18 protein-coding genes and 1 pseudogene are annotated in these 23724 nt (G+C 39.8%); 9 read left to right on the top strand and 10 right to left on the bottom strand.

Features of this window, described 5'->3' with window-relative positions; genetic code table 11:
• The first annotated feature begins 22 nt into the window (after positions 1-22).
• The 6 genes from scpA to B3317_RS07410 all read left to right on the top strand — a co-directional run bounded on the left by scpA (position 23) and on the right by B3317_RS07410 (position 6172).
• A complete protein-coding gene (gene scpA, locus B3317_RS07435; protein ID WP_291110209.1) occupies positions 23-2170 on the top strand; it encodes a methylmalonyl-CoA mutase in 2148 nt (715 codons plus the stop codon).
• 94 nt (positions 2171-2264) lie between these two features.
• Complete coding sequence (locus B3317_RS07430; protein WP_291110207.1) at positions 2265-2990, top strand: DUF6602 domain-containing protein; 726 nt, start codon at positions 2265-2267, stop codon at positions 2988-2990.
• Between the two features lie 306 nt (positions 2991-3296).
• Positions 3297-4157 (top strand): helix-turn-helix domain-containing protein, encoded by an 861-nt coding sequence (locus B3317_RS07425; RefSeq protein WP_291110204.1) that lies wholly within the window; start codon positions 3297-3299, stop codon positions 4155-4157.
• Positions 4158-4407: 250 nt separating this feature from the next.
• Positions 4408-5046 (top strand): HAD family hydrolase, encoded by a 639-nt coding sequence (locus tag B3317_RS07420; protein ID WP_291110202.1) that lies wholly within the window; start codon positions 4408-4410, stop codon positions 5044-5046.
• A 138-nt stretch (positions 5047-5184) separates the two neighbouring features.
• Positions 5185-5613 (top strand): DUF2147 domain-containing protein, encoded by a 429-nt coding sequence (locus B3317_RS07415; RefSeq protein WP_291110200.1) that lies wholly within the window; start codon positions 5185-5187, stop codon positions 5611-5613.
• A gap of 163 nt (positions 5614-5776) precedes the next feature.
• Positions 5777-6172, top strand: coding sequence for a hypothetical protein (locus B3317_RS07410; protein ID WP_291110198.1), 396 nt, complete (start codon positions 5777-5779; stop codon positions 6170-6172).
• A 59-nt stretch (positions 6173-6231) separates the two neighbouring features.
• On the opposite strand, the gene yidD is transcribed toward B3317_RS07410, so the two are convergent.
• A complete protein-coding gene (gene yidD / locus B3317_RS07405) occupies positions 6232-6453 on the bottom strand; it encodes a membrane protein insertion efficiency factor YidD (protein ID WP_044215300.1) in 222 nt (73 codons plus the stop codon).
• Positions 6450-6869 (bottom strand): ribonuclease P protein component, encoded by a 420-nt coding sequence (rnpA, locus tag B3317_RS07400; RefSeq protein ID WP_291110196.1) that lies wholly within the window; start codon positions 6867-6869, stop codon positions 6450-6452. The genes yidD and rnpA overlap by 4 nt, the downstream gene beginning before the upstream one ends.
• A 236-nt stretch (positions 6870-7105) precedes the next feature.
• Between rnpA and B3317_RS07395 the strand changes: the two genes are divergently transcribed.
• Entirely contained in the window at positions 7106-9427 is a 2322-nt protein-coding gene (locus tag B3317_RS07395; protein WP_291110194.1) for a TonB-dependent receptor, read from the top strand.
• Positions 9428-9603: 176 nt separating this feature from the next.
• Here the strand turns inward: B3317_RS07395 and B3317_RS07390 are convergent, their stop codons facing one another.
• From B3317_RS07390 to B3317_RS07365, 6 genes and pseudogenes are all read right to left on the bottom strand, one after another.
• Entirely contained in the window at positions 9604-9918 is a 315-nt protein-coding gene (locus tag B3317_RS07390; RefSeq protein WP_291110192.1) for a hypothetical protein, read from the bottom strand.
• Between the two features lie 157 nt (positions 9919-10075).
• Complete coding sequence (locus B3317_RS07385; RefSeq protein ID WP_291110190.1) at positions 10076-11299, bottom strand: CinA family nicotinamide mononucleotide deamidase-related protein; 1224 nt, start codon at positions 11297-11299, stop codon at positions 10076-10078.
• A 696-nt stretch (positions 11300-11995) separates the two neighbouring features.
• Positions 11996-12505: pseudogene (locus B3317_RS18240) on the bottom strand (hypothetical protein); the annotation flags it as partial.
• A 129-nt stretch (positions 12506-12634) separates the two neighbouring features.
• A complete protein-coding gene (locus tag B3317_RS07375) occupies positions 12635-13876 on the bottom strand; it encodes a M48 family metallopeptidase (protein WP_291110186.1) in 1242 nt (413 codons plus the stop codon).
• A gap of 124 nt (positions 13877-14000) precedes the next feature.
• A complete protein-coding gene (gene tsaD, locus B3317_RS07370; protein WP_291110184.1) occupies positions 14001-15017 on the bottom strand; it encodes a tRNA (adenosine(37)-N6)-threonylcarbamoyltransferase complex transferase subunit TsaD in 1017 nt (338 codons plus the stop codon).
• 54 nt (positions 15018-15071) lie between these two features.
• Entirely contained in the window at positions 15072-15419 is a 348-nt protein-coding gene (locus tag B3317_RS07365) for a hypothetical protein (RefSeq protein ID WP_291110183.1), read from the bottom strand.
• 96 nt (positions 15420-15515) lie between these two features.
• Between B3317_RS07365 and B3317_RS07360 the strand changes: the two genes are divergently transcribed.
• Positions 15516-16508, top strand: a complete 993-nt coding sequence (locus B3317_RS07360; RefSeq protein ID WP_291110180.1) for a DUF2268 domain-containing putative Zn-dependent protease — start codon at positions 15516-15518, stop codon at positions 16506-16508.
• A 178-nt stretch (positions 16509-16686) separates the two neighbouring features.
• The gene (gene dnaB / locus B3317_RS07355; RefSeq protein WP_291110179.1) at positions 16687-18213 is read left to right on the top strand and encodes a replicative DNA helicase; all 1527 of its coding nucleotides are present in this window, start codon (positions 16687-16689) and stop codon (positions 18211-18213) included.
• Positions 18214-18707: 494 nt separating this feature from the next.
• On the opposite strand, the gene secDF is transcribed toward dnaB, so the two are convergent.
• Positions 18708-21686, bottom strand: a complete 2979-nt coding sequence (gene secDF, locus B3317_RS07350) for a protein translocase subunit SecDF (RefSeq protein ID WP_291110177.1) — start codon at positions 21684-21686, stop codon at positions 18708-18710.
• Positions 21687-22040: 354 nt separating this feature from the next.
• The gene (locus B3317_RS07345; RefSeq protein ID WP_291110175.1) at positions 22041-23687 is read right to left on the bottom strand and encodes an AMP-binding protein; all 1647 of its coding nucleotides are present in this window, start codon (positions 23685-23687) and stop codon (positions 22041-22043) included.
• Between the last annotated feature and the right edge of the window lie 37 nt (positions 23688-23724).

The following is a 23724-nucleotide window of genomic DNA, read 5'->3' as shown; positions in this document are numbered from 1 at the left end:
TAAGTAGCTAAAATTTAAAAAAATGAAACCAAATTTTAAAGATATAAACATTAACAAAGCAGGTTTTGCAGCTACAGATGCTGCAAAATGGGCTGCAGATAATGGTATAGAAGCTAACTGGATGACTCCTGAGTTGATCCCGGTTAAGCCTGTTTATACAAAAGAAGACCTTGAAGGCATGGAACATCTCAACTATGCTTCGGGACTTCCTCCGTTCCTACGCGGACCATATTCCGGTATGTACGCTATGCGTCCCTGGACAATCCGCCAGTACGCAGGATTCTCTACTGCTGCCGAATCAAATGCATTTTACCGCCGTAACCTTGCATCAGGGCAGAAAGGTCTGTCCGTGGCGTTTGACCTTGCTACTCACCGTGGATACGATGCCGACCACCCCCGTGTAGTTGGCGACGTAGGTAAAGCCGGGGTATCTATCTGCTCGGTAGAAGATATGAAAGTGTTGTTCGATGGTATTCCTTTGAACCAGATGTCCGTTTCGATGACAATGAACGGTGCCGTGCTTCCTGTACTTGCATTCTACATCAATGCAGGTCTCGAACAAGGTGCTAAACTGGAAGAAATGGCCGGAACAATCCAGAATGATATCCTTAAAGAATTCATGGTGCGTAATACATATATCTATCCGCCTGAATTCTCAATGAAGATCATTGCTGATATCTTCGAATATACATCACAGAAGATGCCTAAGTTCAACTCAATCTCTATCTCGGGTTACCACATGCAGGAAGCCGGAGCAACAGCGGATATCGAGTTGGCTTATACGCTGGCCGACGGTATGGAATACCTGAAAGCAGGTATCGACGCAGGTATCGATGTGGACGCATTCGCTCCGCGTCTGTCGTTCTTCTGGGCTATTGGGATGAATCACTTCATGGAAATAGCTAAGATGCGTGCCGGACGTCTGTTGTGGGCTAAAATAGTGAAAAGTTTCGGCGCAAAAAACCCGAAATCGCTTGCACTCCGTACTCACTCTCAAACATCCGGATGGTCGCTGACTGAACAGGACCCTTTCAACAACGTAGGCCGTACATGTATCGAAGCAATGGCTTCTGCTCTTGGTCACACTCAGTCATTGCACACCAACGCGCTGGATGAGGCCATTGCATTACCAACTGACTTCTCTGCCCGTATCGCGCGTAATACCCAGATATATATCCAGGAAGAAACATATATTACTAAAGAAATCGACCCTTGGGCTGGTTCTTATTATGTGGAAACTCTGACTAATGAGTTGGTTCACAAAGCATGGGAACATATCCAGGAGATACAGAAACTTGGAGGTATGGCTAAAGCTATCGAAACCGGCCTTCCTAAAATGCGTATCGAAGAAGCTGCTGCCCGCACACAAGCAAGAATTGACTCGGGTAGCCAGACCATCATCGGTATCAACAAATACCGTTTGGAAAAAGAAGACCCGATCGATATTCTCGATGTGGACAATACTGAGGTTCGCCGTCAGCAAATCGAACGCTTGAACGATCTGAAAGCGAAACGCGATAATGAAGCAGTGAAGAAAGCTCTTGCTGCAATCACTGAATGTGTGAAAACAAAGAAAGGCAACCTATTGGAACTTGCAGTTGAGGCTGCTCGCCTTCGTGCAACATTGGGTGAAATATCCGATGCCTGCGAAGAAGTCGTAGGTCGCTATAAAGCAATAATCAGAACAATATCAGGCGTGTATTCATCAGAAAGTAAAAAAGACCCTACATTCCATGAGGCTCAGAAGCTCGTGGAAGAGTTTTCCAAGAAAGAAGGTCGTCAACCTCGTATTATGGTTGCCAAGATGGGACAGGACGGGCACGACCGTGGTGCTAAAGTTGTAGCAACAGGTTATGCCGACTGCGGATTCGATGTGGATATGGGACCATTGTTCCAGACTCCGGAAGAAGCTGCCCGTCAGGCTGTGGAAAACGATGTAAACGTACTTGGAGTTTCTTCTCTTGCTGCCGGTCACAAGACACTTGTGCCTCAGGTTATAGCCGAGTTGAAAAAACTTGGACGTGAGGATATCATCGTTATTGCAGGTGGGGTAATACCGGCTCAGGATTATGACTTCCTTTACAAATCGGGTGTTGCTGCTATCTTCGGTCCTGGTACTTCGGTAACTAAGGCTGCTGTACAGATAATGGAAATATTACTGGCTGAATAAGTTTGGTCAGAAAAGATAGTATTAAAAACTCCTGCTCAATTATGGACAGGAGTTTTTATATTTGAAATTATTCAAGAACTCAAATTTACAAAATATGCCAAATTCTATCTTTCAAGAAATAATCAAAAGTGACATATCCACCCTTAAGCTTGAAGCAAGTGCTATTAATAGTGTCAAGCATGAAGGGCTAAAAGGAAATATAAGAGAATATGGTTTCGGTAAATTTTTATCTAAATATCTCCCTAATGAATGGGAAGTAGGAAGCGGACAAATACAAGATTATCAAGGAAATCAGTCATCCGAAACAGATATTCTTCTATATAATAACAATCATATACCTCCAATCTTATTTGGCAATAAAGGATTTTATCCTATAGAATGTGTCTCATATGCAATAGAGGTAAAAACCACTTCTACTGCTACTGAAATTAAAACTACAATTGATAAATTTAAAAAACTACAAGAGTTAAGGTCAATGAACAATAACCCTCAACTCCATAGATTATATTTTGCTCTAGACTCAGATCTTACAAAAGAGACGGAACTTGAACGATATAAGAAATATGATTCCTCTTTTTATACAGATCCTTCTATAACGATTATTTTGGTTATAGGAAAGGGATATTGGTACTATAACAGGCAAGTTAAAGATAATAAATGGTATGGTTACTGGAGTTTTCAAGAAGCATCAATAGATAACTATGAAGTAGCAATGTTACTGGGAGGCATGATAAATACGTTAAATCAAGGTAAACCGCAATTTGGATACTATATTCTACCTGATGGTAATTTTAAGATTGTTGATTCTAAAGAAATATAAAATACACAAAACATCTCCCGCAACTTCACAAATAAAGCATCTATGCGCGAATGTGTAGTAAATAAAACCTATTGCGAACCGCTAACCTAAATACCCTTCTATTCAAAGAAGGATAATACACTTATTTATATACAATTAAAGGCAAAAACACCATCCTTTCATCTTATTCTAAACAAATTGGCCTTCATCTGTGTTTACCCATAATAATACCAGATTTCTGCAATATTACACTAAATATCCACAAATCCGGCAATATAAAAAATGATATTATATATTTGCACGCAGAAAAGACAATAGACATAGACAATGAAGGATGTAATAGAGAATATTCCGTCTTTAGAAGCAGATTTTAAAATATTCAGAGATGCCCAGCATATACCTGTCACTTCTCATCAATCTTCCATTCAGTTTGGAATTGTTGCTTTTTGTACTAAAGGAAGTGCGGAGATAACAGTATATACAAAGAAGTACCGTCTCGCAGAGAATGAGCTTGTTATACTCTTACCTTGTCAGTTAGTGGCTATTAATGAAATAAGTAAAGATTTTACGGTAAATTATTTCATTATCTCACAAGCACTGTTTAATGACACTTTGAGTGGTATTTCCCGCTTCTCTCCTCAATTTTTCATTTATATGAGAAATAAGCTTCATTATGAACTAAAGCGGGCGGAAATAGGCAAATTTATGGAGTTCTTTAATCTGCTTTACAAAAGAGCCGGGTCGAAAGATTTCCTATTCCGCAGAGAGTATATAATTAGTCTGTTGAGACTACTTTATCTCGACTTATACAATAATTACAAGACGGATCTCCTATCGGGTAAATCCAAAATGGACGCGCGGAAAGAGGAGCTGGCATACGACTATTTCATGCTGGTGATGAAGCATTATAAAGAATATAAAGATGTAGCATTCTATGCCGAAAAGCTCTGTATTACGCCAAAATATCTGACATCGGTAATAAAAGATGTAAGTGGCAGGCCGGCTAAGGATTGGATTTCGGAATATGTGGTATTGGATATAAAGTCATACTTGAAAAATTCATCACTAAATATCCAACAGATAGCATCCCAAACCAGATTTTCCAATCAGGCTTCGCTGGGTAGATTCTTCAAACAGCATACCGGAATGACACCTTCTGAATACCGGGCAGATAGGCAAGAATTATGAAAAAAGTTCATCTGACTGAATTAGATTATTGAAGAAACATTCTAAATATATACAACCAGATAAGGTTGTAAGTGTAGTTTTGTAAAGTTTGTGTAAAAATTCATCCTGTGAGTCGTGAGATTCGCAGGATTTTTCTTATATCCATCAATGGTCCGTAAATCAATATCAGTTAATATTAAATCAGTTAATAAACTTACTGAATCAGTAATCTGTTTTACTATAATAGTATTTACCCATAAATCATAATAAAATGAAAGATAAGTTTTGTGTATTATTCGGTCTCGATGGAGTACTGATAGACAGTGAATCCCAGAACAAAAGCATATGGAAATACCTTGGCGATAAATACGGCTCGGAAACAGCAAATCCGGAACAAGTTGTAAACGGGAAAAGCCTGCATGACATTCTTACTAAATACTTCTCTCACCTTTCCGAAGATGAGAGACACAGATTAATAAATGAACTGAAAGCACATGAAGCCAATTTGAAAATTCACGAGGTAAAAGGACTCAAACAGTTTATTGAGAACCTAAAAAAGAATGGGATAAAAATAGGATTGGTAACAAATTCCAGCCAGACTAAATTAGATAATGTATTTAAACAAACTGATTTGAATAGCACAATGGATACAATTGTATCTATCGAAAATCTATCCAAATTCAAATCTTCAATATCGGGCTTTGAGTTGGCTGCAAAGGAATTGGGTTTTGAGCCAAAAGATTGTTTTGTATTTGAAAACTCCTTAAATACGATAGAGACAGCACATCTGAATGGCATGAAAGTGATAGCCCTAAAAGGCTCTCTCCTTAAAGAAGCATTATTACATAATACGATAAAGATTATCTCTGATTTTACTGAAATCTCCTTTGAAGAGCTAAGTAGACTGTAAACAACTGATTATGAACAATAACAAACTAGATATTCTTATATTCATTAAAGATTTTGAATTTTAATAGTTTCAAAAGAAACTATTACTATTATTTTCATTACTTTCGTGACCGAATAACAACTTTAAATAAATAAAAAGATGAAATTGAAATTTATATTATTAGCCGGACTATTTATTTCCATACTATCAGCTAATGCACAAAGCGTTACAGGCAAATGGAAAACATTCGATGACGAAACCAAAGAAGCAAAATCGATAGTTGAAATAACTGAACGGGACGGTAAAATATACGGAAAAGTAATTGAAATACTCAATCCTGCAAAGAAGAATATAAAATGTACAAACTGTTCCGGAACCGATAAAGATAAGCCTGTTTTAGGTCTGGAAATACTGAAAGGATTATCTAAAGACGGCAAGGAATATAGTGATGGAAAGATTCTTGACCCGTCGAATGGAAAGCTTTATAAATGTACTGTCTCGCTTGATGGAAACGATAAGCTAAAAGTTCGTGGCTATGTGGGTATTTCCGCTTTCGGACGTACACAAAACTGGGTAAGGGTTAAGTAATCTTATGATAATCACAGGCCATACGAAAAATCAAATCAATAATTGACAAATTTAGATAAATGATGCAACTTTTTTGATTATAAATTGTCCTATATTTGTAAATACACATATTTTAGAGAGATTTTAATTATACCAACAAACCAAAACTATACACATAGAAATTATGAAAAAGTTATTTATAAGTCTGTTGTCATTTACAGCAATGGTTATCGCCACATCGGCATATAGTCAGGATATTGTAATTAGTCAGAAAACTTCCGCCTCGATAGAAAACATTAAAGCAAAAGCCGCAAAAGCCGCAGCGGATGCTGATAAAAAAATGCAGAAAGAAATAGAAAATGCTAAAAAACAGGTAGAAAAAGATATTGAAAAATCTGCAAAAAAGGCAAGGGAAGATGCTAAGAAAAACAGGCAAGAAAGCGAAGAAAAAGCTGAAAAAGACGGAGAAAAAGCAATTATAAAAGCAAAAGCAAAAGCGGAAAAAGCAAAACTGAAAGCTCAGGAAAAAGCAGATAAAGAAATAGCCAAAATCAGGGAAAAAGAATCTATAAATCTATAAATTCTTATTTTAATAAAGGAGTAAAGCCCCTATTATAAGATTTATAATAGGGGTATTGTTTAGGGTACAGGGTCATAGCCATGACCACCCCAGGGATTGCATCGCGCAATTCGCTTTACAGCCAGCCAAAATCCTTTGAATGGCCCGTATTTCTTTATTGCCTGTATAGCATATTCGGAGCAGGTAGGCGTATAACGGCACGACGGCGGAAGCATCGGGGATATGCTGTATTTGTAGAAATAGACAGGAAGCAGGAGAATCCATGACAATATTCTCTTCATAGCTTTCCTCCTTTCAACCTTTCGGATAATACTGCTACTGTTTTTAATATTGCTTTCTCTATCTCAGCATATGCCGGCAATTCATTTTTAAGGTATAAAAAAGCAATATCTATCCGCTTACCTTCGGAGCGTAACAAATCCTGGAACACGCCTTTATTCAATCTGTATGCCTCTTTAACCAATCGTTTCACCCGGTTCCGTTTTACAGCCCTTTTAAACTTTTTCTTGGATACACTAACCAGAATAGAAGCAATTTGATTTCCAATATCTGCCTCATCTTCTATAAAGTACACGATCCGCAGAGGATAAGCAATAAACGACTCTCCCGAAGAAAAAAGCTTGTCTATGGATTTTGTACTGCACAATCTTTCTTCTTTAGCTAAAGTATTCTTCTTGGGAGAAATTTCCGTATTCATTTATATATAATCAGAACGCAAAGGTATGAAGATTTCCCTCTTAATCCGGAGTTTTAGCAGACTTATTTAAACAAGCTGATACCCTGTGTTTTTAATAAGATCATAAACAATTTATTCATAATACTTTACAAATTAATTTCGGATTAATTCACTTTTTCCTGTAACCTTTTTCCATCCGTATCCGTCATATCAATAAACAAAATCAATATTAGTAAAATAAGTAAAACAATGATATTATGAAACGTTTATTAATCCTGCTTATTCTTTTTGCTATCATAACATCCAGATCAACAGCACAAGTAAAAATATCGGGTACGATAGTGGATACTGATACGCACGATGCACTGGAGTTTGTAAACATTGCCTTACTCAAACAGGACTCAACATTCGTTGCCGGAGCATCATCCGATACAAAAGGACTGTTTGCCTTCAACAATATACCTAATGGGAACTATATACTATCCGCAGCATTTGTAGGTTATAGAAAAGCATATATACCCGTTAACGACGTCAATAAAAATACAGATATAGGCAGCATTCCGCTGGAAGCCTCGGATGTAGCGCTCAAAGATGTGACTGTAACCGCAAATGCTGTTATTCAAAAGGCTGACAGGAAAATTATCGTTCCTTCCGACGCACAGATAAAAGCATCCAACAGCGGTGTGACTCTGCTCCGCAACCTGCAACTGTCACGTATAATTATCAACCCGATAAATAATACAGTAACCGTACCGGGAGGAGACGCTGTTCAACTACGAATCAATGGCGTTGAAGTTACTATTGCCGAAGTGGTTGCACTTCAGCCTGCTGATATTATACGCATCGAGTATCATGACGATCCGGGAATGAGATATAACAATGCGGCAGCCGTAATCGATTATATTACCCGTCGCAGGGAATCGGGAGGAAACGTTTCTGCAAACCTCGCAAATGTTCCGCCATCCATCATGGGATGGGGAGAGAACTTCGCTTCTGCAAAAGTCAATAACAAGAAATCAGAGTTCGGAATTAATGCATACTGGTCACGCCGAGGTATAGACTGGACCCGTGAAAATCAGGAGACATTTGTACTGCCCGATAAAACACTGCAACGTATAGAAGAGGGACAACCCACCAAATTTAAAGATGATCGCCTGAATATGGCTTTGAACTATAATCTGAATGAACCTGATAGGTACCTTTTTAATGCGACTTTAAGATACAATTATCAGAAGACCCCGAATCAGTTTTCGGACAGGAATGGTATTATACACTCGTCTGATAACAGTACACCATTAACCATATCGGACCACTCTACATGGAATAATAACACACCGTCTTTAGACTTGTATTATCAGCGTAACCTAAAAAATGACCAACTGGTCATATTCAATGCTGTAGGTACATATATAGATTCCAAATCGACCCGCCGGTATGAAGAACGCAGGGGTGAGTATCTGACTACAGATATCTTTTCATCGGTAACCGGAGACAAATACTCGTTCATAATGGAAGGTATATATGAGAAAAAACTGGAGACAGGGAAGCTATCAGGAGGGATAAAGCATACACAAAGCTATACCAACAATATATACGATGGGAATGTATCGACAAACATAGGCCTCAACTTTGCCGAAACATATGGTTACGGCGAGTTCCAATGGAGAAAAAGCAAGTTTAACTACACATTGGGCCTGGGAATGATGCGGTCATACAACAGCCAGGGAGACAGCAAAAACGAGAAGTATATATTCCGCCCCACTTTACGCGTGGCATACAACATAAACGACAATGCTTATATACGCTACAACGGATATATATCAGGATATTCCCCGTCTCTATCCGACCTGAATAATGTAGAGCAGGAGATAGATTCATTGCAAATCCGCAGAGGTAATCCTAACCTGCAAACCGTGTGGTTCTATTCCAATACATTGAACGCGGGATTCAACAAAGGTATATTCGGAGCCGAGTTCTATATGAGATATAGCTACGATCACAAACCGATTATGGAACAGATAACATTCGAAGACGGAAAGTTTGTCCGCTCAAATGTGAACCACAAAGGCTTCCATCGTATAAATATGGAAACCACATTCAAATTGAAGCCATGGAAAGACTATATCACATTCAGCGTATCACCGGGACTGAATCGCTTTATCAGCTTTGGAAATGACTACACCCACACATATACTAACTGGCGGGTGCGCACATCACTAACGGCCAATTACAAACGATGGATCCTCAATTTTGAACTGATGACCCGATGGAACAACTACTGGGCAGAGACACAGGATATAGGCGAGAGATTCCATGTCCTGATGGCCGGATACAATGCTGAAAAATGGAGTGTAGCTGTAGGGATGTTCAATCCGTTCGCTAAAGATTATACGCAAGGGAGCAAGAACTATTCCCGGCTTGCACCGAATGTCTCAAACGTATATACCGACAACCTGGGACAGATACTAATGGTAAACTTCACGCTCAATCTGAATTTCGGACGCCAGTACAAGGCTGCAAACAAACGCTTGAATAACGACGATACAGATGCCGGCATCATGTCGGGTACTAAGAAATAAGGGTTCTTCACAAGAGATAATATTAGGACTAAACTTAATATTGATTGTGTTTACAAAGTAGTCTCCACAGACGGGATGTCGTGCGGAGGCTACGCTTTTTATCTTCAAAAAGCCTCCTGTATTAACGATGAACCATCAGTAACAACTGCCGAATAAGATAGATATCACCTTCAGCATTAATTATCATCATCTTCCTTCAAGAAAGAATTATCGCGGCTACTCTTCTGCTTGATTGTTTGCCATGGTGCATCAGCATCGCTTCTTTCAGCCGCCTGTCCCGGCTTCAGGTCGAGTTCGTTAAGGCTATCATCCAGCTCCAATATTTGTTTTACAGAAACTACGCAGGCATCACTTTCCGTAATATCTTCATCGCTAAAGAACTGCCAGTCACCATCTTCATCATATACTACATACGTAATCAGGGAATTGGCATCCAGGACATAGCGCGTGGTTATTACAGACTTATTGCCAGATTCGTCGTTAAGTTTCATAGGCAGTATATATTATTGTTTGTGAGTATGTGTGTATTATTCTATAAATATAACATGGATATAAATTAATAACACTATATAGCTTCATAAATTTATTAAACAAAAGCTAAAACCAATAATTTTATTGAAAAATAACACGAAACTTATTAATTTACTGTCATTCGAGCATTTCCAGCAATTGTAACATTCCTATATTGGTTGCACGTACAATATTCGCTTCACGGAATCGTCCCAGTTGATATTTCCGAGCCACACATTTATCCTTATAAGTGGTACAAACCCAGACAGTACCTACCGGCTTCTCTTCCGTACCGCCATCCGGGCCGGCAATACCGGTAGTAGCTATAGAACAGTCCACATTGAGAACATTCTGTGCTCCTCTGGCCATCTCAACGGCTACGGCTTCACTCACGGCACCAAAACGATCTAAAGAAACCTGAGAGACATGCAATATATTCAACTTCTCTTCATTGGCATATGATATGACCGAACCTTTGAAATAACGGGACGAACCGGGGATAGAAGTAATGGTATGAGCGATATTCCCCCCTGTACAGCTCTCGGCCGTACCCAGACTTAATCCTCTTTCGAAGAGACGTTCTCCCAGCAGTTTCTCTGCTGTAATATCTTTCTCGGCCAAGATCGCGTCTCCCAATATATTCTGAAGTTTTCTCACCTGCTCATCCAACTCCGGCGAACGATGCTGTCCTCTTACAAACAGGCGTAGCTTCATTAATCCGGGAGAAGGCAGATATGCCAATCCGAAACCTTCAGGGAGATTATCTTCAAAATCGGCAATATACATCGCAAGTGCCGATTCGGTATACCCCTTTACAATAAATACACGCTTGAGGTAAGCATCCGGATCATATTTTGCCTGCAAGCGGGGGATTACCTCATTGTCCATTACATACCGCATCTCGTAAGGAACACCCGGCATAGACACCAGGACTTTACCTATATAATCGAACCAGGTAATCGGAGCCGTCCCTACCCTATTCTGTATCACTGTGCAATCCTTTGGCACATAAGCCTGATTACGTGTCAGTTCATTTAAAGTTGTAAAACTCGATATTACATTTTGTATATTCTCAAGAACAGTATCATCAAAGACCAGCGTCGTACCAAAATAGTCACAAAGCGTTTTCTTGGTTATATCATCTTTCGTCGGGCCCAATCCACCTGTCATCAGTATAACGTCTACACGTGTAAAAACCTCGTCTATAGTAACCTTTATCTGTTGAGCGTCGTCCCCTATCGACTGCATTTCTTCTACTTCAAACCCCGCAAGCGTAAGTTGCTGCGCTATCCATGCCGAATTGGTGTCGACAATCTGACCGATGAGGATTTCATCGCCGATTGTAATTATTGCTGCTTTCATTTCTATTCTATCTGTTATTACGAGTACAAGTTTTGTTTGATTTACTGTTAAAAAGTAACAAAGGTAACAGGAATTAATTAAGAATGAATAATGAAGAATTAAGAATCGGTTTACTTGTTACATGCAATTTTTATAAAAGATTATATTTCCTCTTTTTTCCCTGTTATCACTTTCACCCTAACTTTTCCTATCCTTCACCCTTACAGGGCACAATATTTGACTGAGTTATTCGAAAGCAAAAAATAACAAATGCAACACTATTATCAATATTAACAGTGTAGTATACTCAAATTTCCCTTATTCGAACAGATAACGCTGTATGAGATCCATAAATACTTTTTTATCTGAGCTATGTTTACGTATCTTATTCCAGAAATTCTGCGGATATATCATTTTATTCCCTTTGCTGTCTTCATAAACCATCTCATCAAAAATATTTTTCGACAATGATGCTCTTTCATTGTGGTTGTTGCTGAATTGAAGGTGGCCGAAAATATCGACTTTATATTCTTCTTTGTAGTCCGTCAATCCACGGCACATATCCATCAGCCAGAAAAAGGTCTCTTCTTCATCACCTCCGAAATCACGCTGAATATCTGCCCAGAACTCCTGGGAATATTTTATTTCATTGTTATTATCATCTGTGAAAATCCATGCATCAAAAATATCTTTTTTCAGATATGCTTTCCTTCTGTTATTTTCCTCATATTGAAGATAACCGAATATATCACGGCCTATTTTGACTTTTCTCCCGTTTGTTTCAACAACCGTATTATCGAAAATGTCTTTTCCTATCTTTGTGCGGTTTCCTTTATTGTCTTCGATTATTGTATTATCAAAAATATCTTTCTTTATCGTTTTTCTATAACCCTTATTATCCTCTATTACTTTATCGCCAAAGATATCTTCTCTGATAGTCGTTTTATTTCCTTTATTATCTTCAATTACTGTATTTCCGTGAATATCTTCTTTAATAGTTTTTTTATTCCCCTTGTTATCTTCTATCACTGTATTTCCAAAAATATCTTTCTTTATAGTTTTCTTATTGCCCTTATTGTCTTCAATTACAGTATTCCCGAAGATATCTTTCTTTATGGTTGTCTTATTACCGTCCTCATCTTCGATAATTGTATTACCGAAAATATCTTTACTGACCTTTTCTTTCTTTCCGCCTTGGGCATATATATTTACTGGCAGTAATACCAGACACGAAATGAAGATTATATAAAAGCGTTTCATAGGCATTATTTTTTAGATTATGAATAACTGTTTTTCAGCTCTGTTTATATTATGAATATAATAAAACTGAAAGGTTTAATGATACTGCATAAAAATCTACTTTTTATTATCAATTTTCAGCAACGCACCCATCCTTTGCAACAAAGTCGGATGCGAATAATAGAAAAACACATACAGCGGATCGGGATTCAAATTGCTCAGTGATTTTACTGATAGTTTCTTCAATCCGCTTATCAATGAATCAGCCAAGCCGAAACCAGCAGCATAGGCGTCTGCCTGATACTCATTCTTACGGCTGTGCATACTCGAAAACAGACCTATAATCATCGACACGGGAGTAAATAATACAGAGAAAGCGATCAATCCCAGATGAAATGAAGCCTCCTTTCCGCCCAATGCCACAGCGATAGCTTCATTATCGAGGAACCATGATAACAGAAACAGGATTATTCCTGTATAAAAGATGGATATAAACATCCCCTGCAATGTGTGTTTCTTTTTGTAATGGCCTATTTCGTGCGCCAATACAGCGACTATTTCACTTGTAGTAAGGTCATTAATTAAGGTATCAAACAATACGATACGTTTCTTGGCGCCAAAGCCAGTAAAATATGCATTCGCCTTACTGGAACGTTTCGAAGCATCCATTACATAGATATTCATTACGGCAAAACCCGCTTTCAGAGAAAAAGCCTCGATTGCATTCCTAAGCTCCCCATCTTCCAACGGAGTCTGCTTATTGAATAAAGGCACTATAATATTGGAATAAAACAAGGTCATAAATAAAGAAAATACGGTCACTGCACCCCATGCGTATAACCACGCGTATGTACCCAAAGCTTCATAAAACCATACCAGAAGAGCAAGAATGATACCACCTAAAACTGCAGTCAAAAGTAAACCTTTCAACTGGTCGAGCCAGAAAATAGCTTTTGTCGATTTATTGAACCCGAAACGTTCTTCAATCACAAAGGTGGCATAATAACCGAAAGGCAGAGTAATAATATCATTCACGATATATACTATACCAAAGAAAGCCAGAGAAAGAACGACTTCATTATCTATATATTGTCTCAATAACCCGTCGAGCCAGCCGAAAATACCGAACAATAAGACCACCAGCATAACGATAAAAGAGAAAAGGCTTGTGTACAATCCAAAGCGGCTGTTCACTTTCTGATAAGCTTGCTGTCTGGCATATTCGTCCTTATCATAAATACCTTCCAGCTGAGGTGGTATCACGGGACTCATACGTTTACGGTTCCGATATGCCAAATATTGCGTCCAGAAAAAATCAAGGACAACTACAAGGAGGATAATGGTTAAATACATGGACATAGTCGAATTATAAGTTTAAATAAATGCGCTGATGGTGTAACGCGGCAAAAGCTAATAGCGGAAATTCATAATTCCCCACTTAGAACATTGGCATATTGACACATTATCTCATTGTCACATTAAATCACATCACCACCCTTGAAAACGGAGCAGCTTCCATCGGGCAAAAATCTTTATCTTCATATTTGAAATAGCCGGTCATAGCTATCATGGCGGCGTTATCCGTCGTATAACCAAACGGAGGAATATGTATTTTCCATCCGAAACGCTTTGCATGATCTTCAAAAGCGGCACGAAGTCCCGAGTTCGCTGAGACTCCACCGGCTACGGCAACTTCTTTAATCCGCAGATCTTTCGCCGCTTTACGTAATTGCTCCATCAATACATCAATAATCGTTTTTTGAAGAGAAGCACAAAGGTCGACTTTATTCTTTTCTATAAAATCAGTATCCTTTTTCAGTTCATTGCGGAGCAAATACAGGAAAGAAGTTTTCAAACCACTGAAGCTATAATCATAACCCGGAATATGTGGTTTATTAAATTTAAATTTAGTAGCGTCACCCTCTTTAGCCAAACGGTCTACAATAGGTCCGCCCGGATATCCCAGCCCCATCACTTTGGCGCATTTGTCGAAGGCTTCACCTGCCGCGTCATCTATAGTCTGGCCTATAATCTCCATATCTTTATATGATTTGACCAGGATAATCTGGGAATTTCCACCCGATACCAACAGGCATAAAAAAGGATATTGAGGCTGACTGTTATCGTCCTTGTCCTCTTTAATAAAATGAGCTAATACATGGGCATGCAGGTGATTTACATCTATCATCGGAATATTCAACGCGGAAGATAATCCTTTAGCGAATGAAGTACCTACCAGCAGTGAACCCATCAGGCCGGGGCCGCGCGTGAAAGCTATTGCCGTCAGTTCGTCCTTGTTTACCCCCGCTTTTTTCAATGCTTGGTCCACAACCGGTATTATATTCTGCTGATGTGCCCGTGAAGCCAGTTCGGGAACTACCCCCCCGTAACTTTCATGCACTTTCTGACTTGAAATTATATTCGATAGAAGTACACCGTCCCTGATAACTGCTGCCGCAGTATCATCACAAGACGACTCTATGCCTAGTATGGTTATCATTCAAATATTATATTTTATATATTATAAATCCAAAGACTTATAACATCATTTTAATTATATTGTTTGGAATGCCCGGGACAATTTGTAGAATTCGTTTTTCACCTGATTCACGCCAATTGCACCTCCCGACAATCCTGTCGTATCTTTCGATACCGTCACTTTCACTTCGCCGTTATTGTAATCCTCTATATGCACTCTGAACTTAAAATATTTACAAAATGCCCCGAACAGCAAGCGCATCACCCGGCTTCCCTTTTCGAATAATCCCTGCCCCAAATGTTTGTAGCCTAATGACAGCATCAGCATTTCCACTTCGTTCTGCATCTGAACTACTGTTATACCCTTATAAATATAAATCAGCTTACTCTCCTTATTGGGGATATCTTCTTTAAAATAAAGCATAATATTGTGCGTTTTTAATTATATGGTTTGTAAAAGTGGTACAAAATTAAGAAATATAAATTACCTTCGCAAAGAAGAATTCATAAAAGGGAACAAATGAAAAATATAGCATATCTGTTGACTTTCATCATCCTGTCTTTCATCGGATGCTCGGGTACAACAATGAAAAACAGCGGACTATCGCAACAGGAGAAAGTAACCATCATGCGTTTTGATAAAGATGTGTATAACTATCTTCAGCAACCCGATGCCGTAAAAGAATCCGGATTGAAAGATAAATATCCGCTCTTGCTTCCCGCTTTCGGGCGTATAGCCATGGATAACAGTGACCCTATGACCTTCTTCCCTGCTCTCAGGGATTATTTCTCCCATCCCGCGCTGATGCAAATATACAAGGATGCGCTAAATACGTTCGATAATGTCACTCCATACGAAGAAGAGCTATCCAATGTATCTTCACTCGTATCCGAAAATCTGCCGGAGAAAAAATTACCCGGATTCGCCATGCATGTATCAGGCTTCAGAGAAAATACCATTATCGTAAACAATCTTATATCTATATCTATAGATAAATATCTGGGGAATAATTACACTGCGTATCAAGAGTTTTTCCAACCATTCGAGCGCCAGCATATGCAGCCTGAATATATAGTCAGGGACTACCTGAAAGCGTGGCTGATGAGCGATATAGTAAAATCTGACGTAGAAGGACAGACGCTCTTATCGGCGATGGTATACGAAGGGAAAATACTATATGCATTGTCCCTGTTACTGCCGGAGAAGAAAGCAGAGGATATCATTGGATATACCAAAGGCCAGTCTGACTGGTGTAAACAGAATGAAAAATCAATCTGGCAGAATATTGTAAAACAGAACTACCTCTATTCTACCGATCACATGGTTATTACCCGCTTTATAAATGATGGTGCATATACGGCCGTTGTATCAAAAGATTCCCCCGGTAGGATCGGAGCCTGGACAGGCTGGCAAATAGTAGAGCTGTATGCAAAAAAGAAAGGAGCTTCCCTGCAAAATATTATAGATACAGATGCTCAGACAATATTAAAAGAAGCCAAATATAATCCTTAAACACTAATAACAGTACCGTTTTCAATCAATTATCAACAGCATCAATGACTTAAAACAACGAACAGGAAATAATTACCTCTTAAATCCCCGTACTTATTAACATCATGTTTAAAACTTAACTCGTCTTTGAACGTTATTTCTGTTATCTTTGAATAAAAAATTGGAGGGATAAAGTAAAATGGCTGACGCAAATAATAAGAATCAGGGGAGACGAAAACCAAAAGAAACAAATTTATTACCCGACATAGGCAAAATACAGCCGCAGGCGAGAGAACTGGAAGAAGCCATACTCGGAGCTTTAATGCTCGAGAAAGACGCGTATTCGCTCGTTAGTGATATCTTAAAGCCAGATAGTTTCTACGACACCATACATCAGATAATATACAGGGCAATAGTCGATCTGGCTGTTCGCCAGGCACCTATTGACATGCTCACGGTTGTGGAGCAACTAAAAAAAGACGGTGAACTGGAAACAGTTGGCGGGCCGGTCTACATAGCCCAATTAACAGAGAAGGTAGCATCGGCGGCACATATCGAATTCCATGCGCGCATTATTGCCCAGAAATATCTGGCAAGGGAACTTATAGCCTTCTCATCCACGATCACCAATAAAGCGTTTGATGAAACATCCGATGTAGACGATCTAATGCAGGAAGCCGAAAGTAAGCTTTTCGAGATCTCTCAGGGCAACGTAAAGAAAGACGTAACCCAGATCAATCCGGTAATAAAAGAGGCTCTAAACCTGCTCGAAATAGCGGCTAACCGTCCCGAGGGACTTAGTGGCCTACAAACCGGATTTACGCCTCTGGATAAAATAACATCTGGCTGGCAGAATTCCGACCTTGTTATTATAGCCGCCCGTCCCGCGATGGGTAAAACTGCATTTGTACTGTCCATGGCAAAAAACATGGCGGTAAGCTATGGCTATCCTGTGGCTTTGTTCTCCCTTGAAATGTCAAACGTACAGCTGGTTAACCGTCTGATTGTAAATACCTGCGAAATCCCCGGTGAGAAAATAAAGAACGGCCAGCTATTGCCTTACGAATGGGAGCAGCTCGACTTTAAGATAAAAGAACTATACGATGCCCCTTTATACATTGACGACACCCCCAGCCTATCCGTTTTTGAATTAAGGACAAAAGCCCGCCGTCTGGTTCGCGAACACGGCATTAAGATGATAATCATCGACTACCTTCAGCTTATGAACGCCAGCGGAATGAATTATGGAAGCCGTGAGCAGGAAGTGAGTATGATTTCCCGTTCATTGAAAGGACTGGCTAAAGAACTAAACATCCCCATCATTGCCCTGTCACAGCTCAACCGTGGTGTTGAAGGCCGTGCAGGTGCAGAAGGAAAGCGCCCGCAATTGTCCGACCTCCGTGAATCGGGAGCCATCGAGCAGGATGCCGATATGGTTTGTTTTATCCACCGTCCCGAGTATTACAAGATACTGGAAGACGACAAAGGCAACTCATTGATTGGTCTGGCCGAGATTATCATCGCCAAACACCGTAACGGGGCAACCGGTGATGTATTGCTACGCTTCAAAAGTGAATTTGCCCGTTTCCAGAATATTGATGATGATTACAACTTCGGAGCAGGACAGAATTTCTCTTCCAAGATTAACACCGAAGCCCCAGCACCAAGTTCGGGACAGGACTTTCAGCCAATGCAGGGCGCGGGAAATGATTTCGTGCCATTCTGATAAATCTTCTATTATATAAAGTAACAAAAGTAACAGTTTTCATGATTATCATCACTGTTACTTTTTTTTGAATTCCTATACCAGTAAGCACGAAAGAGAAAAAGTAACATATGCAGTACATTTCAGGCTGGCATTTCAATCTCATAATAATTAAAGATCGCATTATATTAACCTATATTTACATTATATAGTTAAAAAGTAACAAAGGTAACAACGTTCTCAGTCAACAGTTATCAGTTAACAATCAGAACTCTTTTATACTTATTACCTACTAAAAGGTAACAAAGGTAACAGCCTTTTCAGCTTTTTATTTTTCACCATTCTTTCTCCTTTTCCCTTTCAGACGTCAGGGGGCGTATTCAATCTTTCAAAGAACTATAAGCTAACGGCTATCGGCTCCAACTATATAGATAAACTTTAAAGTATCTCATAATAAAAAAGAGGTTAGCCAATTAGACTAACCTCTTTTAATATATTTAGAAATATTCTACGTTTTATTTAGCTTCTTTTAGCTGAGCTTCTTTCTTCTGAGCCTCTTTCTTAAATATACCCCAGGCAATTGGAGTTGCTACGAATACAGATGAATAAGTACCGATTACAATACCGATAAATATAGCAAATGTAAAACTACGGATGGTATCACCCCCTAGAAGGAAGATACAGAACACAACCAGCATCGTACTTATCGAAGTATTCAATGTACGGCCTAATGTAGAGTTCAGAGCCTCATTAATCGTTTCGGTTATATTGCGTTTCGGATACATATTCCTGATTTCACGGATACGGTCGAAGATTACAACCTTGTCATTGATAGAGTAACCTACCACTGTCAATACAGCTGCAATAAACGACTGGTCTATCTCCATGGAGAACGGCATTATCTTATACAACAATGAGTACAGGAAGATAACCATCACGGCATCATGTGCCACAGCAATCAGTGTACCCAAAGAGAAGGCAATGTCGCGGAAACGCAATAAGATATACAAAGCCATACAGACAACAGCAATCAATACTGCTATGGTCGCCGCTGTTTTCAGGTCGTCAGCCACACTAGGCCCTACACGCTGAGAACTTTGCACATAATCATCTATTGTTTTTCCATCGGTAAGGAATCCGGCTGCTGTAAGAGCATGAGTCATCTTTGCCCTTATTTCATCCTCAACCTCATCTGTAGCTTCTTCAACCTTATAGTTTGTAGTTATACGCACCTGGCTTGTTGTAGATGACTGACTTGCGGAACCGCTGGTAAGAACGAGCACTGTAGAGCCTTCAAATTCAGGAACTAACACTTTCTCAATAGCATCAGCATTTACATTCTTATCGAAACGGACCAGATAGTTGCGTCCTCCTGTAAAGTCGATACCGCCATTCAAACCGTTAATAAACAGAGAGCCAACACCCGCTACTAATATCACGGCTGAGAAAATTACGATTTTCTTAGTCATGCCCAAGAAATTGATTTTTGTATCGACAAATAATTTTCTTGAGATAGCGGTAGTAAATGTCTGGTTTCTGAAATGGCCTTTATCAAGCATATATTCATAGAATATACGTGTAAGGAATACATTGGTAATGAATGATGCAACGATACCGATAATCAATGTGGTAGCAAAACCCTGTATCGGACCTGTACCGAAATATGCTAATATAATAGCAGTAATTACCTGAGAAGCATGTCCGTCGAAGATAGCAGAGAATGCATGTCTGTAACCGTCTACTACGGCAACTTTCGTATTCTTTCCTGCCCTCAATTCTTCTTTAGTACGCTCATATATCAATACATTCGCATCCACCGCCAAGGCCAGAGCGAGCACAAGTCCCGTTATTCCAGGCAGTGTCATTACCGCCCCGAAGGCCGCCAATATACCGATCGTAAAGAATAAGTTCACTATTAGCGCGGTATTGGCAATCAGCCCCGGAATGAAGCCGTAAACCAAACAGATGTACGCCATAAGAAGCACCAATGCAAGGACGAAAGATATGACTCCGGCTTTAATAGCTTCCTGTCCCAATGAAGGACCAACAATATCTTCCTGTACAATGTGTACTCCGGCTTTCATCTTACCCGATTTCAGCACATTTTCCAAGTCCTTCGCATCTTCCGGTGTAAAGTTTCCTGTGATTTGAGACTGTCCGCCTTCTATCTTATCATTTACATTAGGCGCTGAATATACAGAACCGTCGAGTACGATAGCGATGCTTCTGCCTTTCTCGGCTCCGGTAATAGTAGCCCAACGTTGTGTACCTACGGAGTTCATCTGCATGCTTACTTCCCATGTTGCGCCATGTTGAGACTGGTCAGCCTTTGCGGAAATAACCACATCGCCGTCCAAAGCAGGGCCTTTTTTAAGACCGTCGCCACGCAATGCGTATAATGTAATCTGAGTTTCTCTTATATCTTCTGCTTTGAAGCCCCACGCAAATCTCAGGTCAGGAGGATATGCGTCCTGAAATCTTTTAAGGATTGCATTAACGGCAGCCGTATCGTTTTTATGAACAATACCGACAATAGCCCCCATACCACCACTGATAAAATTCTCAATAAACGGTTTGGTGAATCCCAGGTTTCCAACTTCCTGAACTTTTAAAGAATCGCTTACTACTGTTGTATCAGTTGCATTCTGTGTATTCTGAGTAGCTAACGCTTCTCTCGAACGCTCTGTCAGGGCGCTTATATATCCCTGTATTTCGTTCAGATTGTATGTTTTCCAAAATTCAAGATTTGCACTACCCTGCAATAGTTTTCTTACACGGTCCGGTTCCTTGATACCCGGAAGCTCTATCATAATACGTTCTGCACGGTTATCCAGCTTTTGTATATTAGGAGCGACAACCCCGAAACGGTCGATACGTGTACGAAGTACGTTGAACGAGTTATCGGCTACACTCTGAAGTTCTGTTCTCAGTGCGGAAATAACTTTGTCATCCTTATCGGTAGGTCCTACCTGATCCCTAAGCTTGGTACTGAATACTCCGGCCAGTTTATCATTGCCGTTCGCAGCTTTAAACTTATCTACAAAGAGAGTGATATAGTCACGGTTGCTACCTTTTTTATTTTCAGCGGAAGCTTCTGTCAGAGCTGTATTGAACGCTTCGTTCTCAGGGTCGCCCAAAGAACGGAGTACAGCGGCCGCATCTACTTCTACGATAACGCTCATACCACCTTTCAGGTCGAGTCCCAACCCGATTTCTTTCTCGCGACATTGTTTAAGGGTATAACCCATATCGTCGGTACCAAAGGTTAACCAAACTCTTTCTGTCGACATTGAATCAAGATAGTGAGTGTATTGCTTGTTGTACAACTCGTCTTGCAGTAGTTGATCACCTTTAGCATTCGCGACTGCGTAGGCTGTGGCAAATTCATCAGCTTTACTATCATAACTTCTTGTTACGAACGTAAAAGACAGGTAAAATAAGCATACCAACGTAAGGAGAATGGAAAATGTGATTACAAATCCTTTGTTTTGCATTTTAGATTTTACTTTTTGTTATTTACTTATATTATTTCTATTTCATTCAAAATAAATAAGGTCGCAGACCTATTTTATTACTTTCATCTCTGCAACAGCAATGATCTGTTATGATTAAATAATGCTGCATTAAATACTTTCTTTCACTTAAAATACGCATACATCCAGACCTCTCTCCCCGCAAAACGAGGCTAAACTTAGACATATACACACTTTCAGGCGTGCAAATATAATCTTTTATTCTTTACATATCATAATAATATATAAAGAAAATGTGCCGATTAATTAATGTGCCAATATACTAATATGTCAATAATCGAAAACATTGGCACATTGGCATATTATCACATTAAATCATTGTTTTCTGATCTCCGCTCTCTTTATCTTTCCGCTGATCGTCTTCGGCAATTCGTCAACAAATTCGATAATGCGGGGATATTTATATGGAGCGGTAACCTGTTTCACATGATCTTGAATCTCATGTTTCAGATGGTCGTTCGCTTTTTCTTTATAATCCTGAGCCAGTACGATAGTAGCTTTTACGACCTGCCCCCTGACCTCATCCGGTACACCTGTAATAGCACACTCTACGACAGCAGGATGGGTCATCAAAGCACTTTCCACTTCAAACGGGCCTATGCGATAACCTGAACTCTTGATAACATCGTCGCTGCGGCCTACAAACCAATAATATCCATCCTCATCGCGCCAGGCCATATCTCCTGTATGATAAACATCATCATAATATACCTGCTTGGTAAGGGCCTCGTCCCGATAATATCCCATAAACAAACCCAAAGGTTTCCATCTATCGGTCTTAATCACCACCTCTCCTACTTCACCATCTTCAACGGAACGTCCGTCGACTGCAATCAGGTCCATATCGTAAGCCGGATTAGGCACACCCATCGCGCCGGGCTTCGGTTCCATCCATGGGAAAGTTATTATGGTAGGAGTAGTTTCCGTTTGCCCGAATGCTTCCATCATCTTAATACCTGTACCTTCGAGGAATGCATTGTAGACCGAAGGATTCAACGCTTCACCCGCAGTAGTGGCATACCGGAGCGAAGACAGGTCGTAATGGGAAAGATCTTCCCTTATCATAAACCTGAAAACGGTAGGCGGAGCACAAAATGAGGTCACTTTATAGTCCTGTATGATATGCAGAATAGCCTGCGGAGTAAACTTCTCGTGGTCATACACCATTACGGCAGCACCTGCAATCCACTGTCCGTACAATTTCCCCCAAACAGCTTTAGCCCAGCCTGTATCGGCTACCGTAAGATGCAGGCTGTTTTCATTCAGATTATGCCAGTATTTGGCGGTCACAATATGTCCGAGCGGATATATAAAGTTATGGATCACCATTTTTGGCTCGCCGGTAGTCCCCGAAGTAAAATACAGCAAGGAGATATCTTCATTTGTATTTACATGCTCAGGTCTGACAAATGGTTTTGCTTCATTTAAGCCCTGATGGAAATTGAGCCAGCCGGACGGTATATTCTCACCACAGGCAATACGGAATTTTACGGTCGGAGAGTCGGCCATCGCATCATTTACATGCTGAATAACGACATCGTCATCCACACTTATAATTGCCTTTATATCAGCAGCATTATTACGGTAAATGAAATCTTTTTTCGTCAGCAGATGTGTAGCCGGAATGGCCACTGCTCCTATCTTGTGAAGGGCAATTACAGCAAACCAGAATTCGTAACGCCGCTTTAACACAAGCATTACCATATCTCCCTTACCGATACCTAACGATCGGAGATAAGATGCGGCGCGATCGCTCTGTTCTTTTATATCCGCAAATGTAAAATCAATATGCTCTCCATGGTCGTTTACCCAGCAAATAGCCCTTTTAGTGGGATTTGTCTTTGCCCACTCATCAACGACATCATATCCGAAATTAAAATTCTCAGGTATCTGAATATGGTAATTCTCCGCAAAATCCTGAGTTGAAGCAAAATGAGTTTGTTTTAAAAATCGCTCTAACATAACTATATATTTTATTTCAAGATTTCAGATTTCAAGA

The sequence above is a fragment of the Dysgonomonas sp. UBA7710 genome (genome assembly GCF_002482385.1).
Lineage (GTDB): Bacteria > Bacteroidota > Bacteroidia > Bacteroidales > Dysgonomonadaceae > Dysgonomonas.
The sequence above is the reverse complement of the archived record's forward strand: the minus strand, read 5'-3'. Positions and strand labels throughout refer to the sequence as shown.